The sequence below is a fragment of the uncultured Anaerococcus sp. genome (assembly GCF_963510915.1).
GTDB lineage: Bacteria > Bacillota > Clostridia > Tissierellales > Peptoniphilaceae > Anaerococcus.
On record NZ_CAUPHG010000141.1, the window covers coordinates 1 to 3,209 of the forward strand.

Genomic DNA, 3,209 nt, shown 5'->3' on the forward strand with positions numbered 1-3,209 from the left:
CTTTATCGGGAATGATTTTTAATCTAGGGTTGCGTTAAGAAAACTGATTGTTTGAGCGTTAGCGAGTTATCAGTTTTTAGCAACCCGTTGATTAAAGAATCTGTGGGGATATACGTAAACTATTACGAAGATGTTCCCCCTACTAAAGTGGTTTGCCGTAGGCAAACTTCTGATTTCGCACTCCGCTAAGGAGCAGTTGGGGGTGTAGCGTAAGGGGGTCTTAGGGGGAACCAGTGAGGGGGCATCTGCCGCCCCCTTGGGTTCCCCCTATGAACGAAGAGGTCATGTCAATGACCCAAATTTTCTTTATTTACAAAATAATTTTTATACAAAAAATAGTTTTGAAAAACTTTTTCTAAAAGTTTTCCTTCATCTTCTTGATTTGGTCTCTTAATCTTGCTGCTCTTTCAAAGTCTAGTTCTTCAGCTGCCTTATACATTTCGCTTTCCATGTTTATTAGGATGGTGGCTATGTCTTCTCTTTTGAATTCTTCGATTTCTTCTTCTTCGGCTTTTTTGGTGATTTGAATTATTTCGCCTATGTTTTTCTTGATTGTGGTTGGAGTTATTCCGTGTTTTTTGTTGAAGTCTTCTTGGATTTTTCTCCTACGTTCAGTTTCGTCGATGGCCCTTTGCATAGATCCTGTGATGGTATCTCCATACATAATTACATGACCTTCGGAATTTCTTGCTGCACGACCAATTGTCTGGATTAGAGATGTTTCACTTCTCAGGAAGCCTTCCTTATCTGCATCTAGGATTGTAATTAAGGATACTTCTGGTATATCAAGCCCTTCTCTTAGGAGGTTAATTCCAACTAGGATATCAAATTTTCCTAGCCTTAAATCTCTTATAATTTCAGATCTTTCTATGGTTTTGATGTCGGAGTGAAGATATCTTACCTTGATATTTTGTTCCATCAAATAGTCTGTCAAATCTTCTGCCATTTTTTTGGTAAGGGTTGTTACTAGGACCCTTTCGCCCTTGTCAATGGTTTTGTGGACTTCTTCTATGAGGTCATCTATCTGATTTTCTGTTGGCCTTACTTCCACAAGTGGGTCTAAAAGTCCGGTTGGTCTTATGATTTGCTCGACTAATTCACCATGGGTTTTCTTCATTTCATAAGGGCCCGGTGTTGCCGATACATAAACTGTTTGGTTGATTAATTTCTCAAATTCATCGAATTTTAAAGGCCTATTGTCAAGGGCAGAGGGAAGTCTAAAGCCAAAGTCTACCAAGTTTTGCTTTCTAGACCTATCGCCTTCGTACATGCCGCCAACTTGGGGAATAGATACGTGAGATTCGTCAACCATGAGGACAAAGTCTTTTGGGAAATAATCTATAAGTGTATATGGTCTTGAACCCCTTGGTCTTTGGGAAAGGTGGGCAGAATAATTTTCAATACCAGAACAGAAGCCAATTTCCTTTAGCATCTCAATGTCATACTTGGTTCGCTGTTCAATTCTCTGTGCCTCTAGGAGTTTGCCCTCGCTTTCAAATTCCTTTATTCTTTCATCCAGCTCTTTTTCTATGGTTATTATTGCTTTTTCAGTCTTTTCGCTGGTTGTGGCATAGTGGCTGGCTGGGTAAATGTAGGCGTGGGAAATTTTTGAAATGACCTTGCCTGTTAGGGGATCAAATTCTGAAATATCGTCGATTTCGTCGCCAAAAAATTCAAGCCTAATGGCCTTTTGGTCAAAACCTGCAGGATAAATATCCAATACATCTCCCCTAGCCCTAAAGGTTCCCCTTTCAAATTCCACGTCATTTCTCATATATTGGACGTCGATTAGCTTTTTCATAACCTCTTCCGGGCTAATTTCCTGTCCAGGACGGAGGGATACGACTAGCTTTTTGTATTCAATAGGGTCTCCCAAGCCGTAAATACAAGACACGCTGGCAACGATAATTACGTCCCTTCTTTCAAAAAGGGCCATGGTTGCAGAGTGGCGCATCTTGTCGATTTCATCATTTATTGATGAGTCCTTGGCTATGTAGGTGTCAGTTGCTGCCACATAGGCCTCTGGCTGGTAGTAGTCGTAGTAGGAAACAAAGTATTCCACAGCATTGTCTGGAAAAAATTCCTTAAATTCCGTAAAAAGTTGGTAGGCAAGGGTCTTGTTGTGGGCAAGAACCAAGGTTGGCCTTTGGACATTTTGGATAATATTTGCCATTGTAAAGGTCTTGCCAGAGCCTGTAACTCCCCTTAAGATTTGATGCTTTTTGCCAGCAAGAATCCCCTCACTTAATTTTTTAATCGCCTCTGGCTGATCACCCTTTGGCGCATAGTCTGATTGTAACTTAAATTCCATCTTATCTCTCAATCTATATCTAAAAGCATTCGCTAATTTTCATCATTTATACCCTAGTATTATACTAGAAATCAGCCACTTTTCTATAAGCAAAGCGGGCAGAGGACTCAGTCGGAGTTTACTTTTATAAATTTTCTTATATAGTAATAGTGTGCTAGGGGTGCTAACCAAGAGTTGGCTGAGATCATACCCTTAACCTGAATCCAGGTAATGCTGGCGGAGGTAAGTTACAAAATCCTCCCAGCAAAGTGCAAAGGAGGAATTTTTTTATGAATAATAGTAAATGGTCAACAAAAATGATAGCTGAAGGCGGTGTAATGCTTGCCCTCGCCTTTATCCTAGGCCGTATAAAACTTTTTGAATTACCTCAAGGTGGTTCTGTAACTGCAGGCCAGATGATTCCATTAATCATCTTTGCCATCAGACACGGAGCAGGCCCTGGTATAGTTGTAGGCGCTGTTTATGGTGTTCTTGATATGATGTTTGGTGGATCAATCTACCACCCAGTCCAAGCCATCCTAGACTACCCACTAGCCTACGCTTCACTCGGTCTTGTAGGATTTTTCTCAAAGAATTTTGCATCAAACCACGAAATCGCACCTGTTATTAAGGGAACTTTCTTAGGCGTATTCGCAAGATTCGTCTGCCACGTCCTAACAGGGGTAATCTTCTTCGGCTCTTACGCCCCAGAAGGTCAAAATGTTTGGTTATATTCCATTGCTTATAATGGTACATTCCTAGGAGTAGAATTTATAATTACAATTATAATCATCTTCCTACTAAAGAATTTAATAACCAAAGACTTAGCAAGATTATAATGAGTATAGAAAAACAGGAGTTTTTATGACCTGAACCCCAAAATCCGGAATACGGATGGAGGGGTTTTTGTATGCCAAAA

The 3,209-nt window shown here is 40.3% G+C and carries 2 protein-coding genes and 1 riboswitch; of the genes, one reads left to right on the top strand and one right to left on the bottom strand.

The genetic code is table 11. The annotated features are described in order from the left end of the window. Window positions 1–355 precede the first annotated feature (355 nt). Window positions 356–2,311: an excinuclease ABC subunit UvrB gene (gene uvrB / locus RQ893_RS08775; protein ID WP_311482633.1), complete on the bottom strand. Its 1,956-nt coding sequence runs from the start codon at window positions 2,309–2,311 to the stop codon at window positions 356–358. A gap of 146 nt (window positions 2,312–2,457) precedes the next feature. Beyond that, a riboswitch (TPP riboswitch) is annotated at window positions 2,458–2,553 on the top strand. A 27-nt stretch (window positions 2,554–2,580) separates the two neighbouring features. Between uvrB and thiT the strand changes: the two genes are divergently transcribed. Beyond that, window positions 2,581–3,129 (top strand): energy-coupled thiamine transporter ThiT, encoded by a 549-nt coding sequence (gene thiT, locus RQ893_RS08780; RefSeq protein ID WP_311482634.1) that lies wholly within the window; start codon window positions 2,581–2,583, stop codon window positions 3,127–3,129. Window positions 3,130–3,209 lie beyond the last annotated feature (80 nt).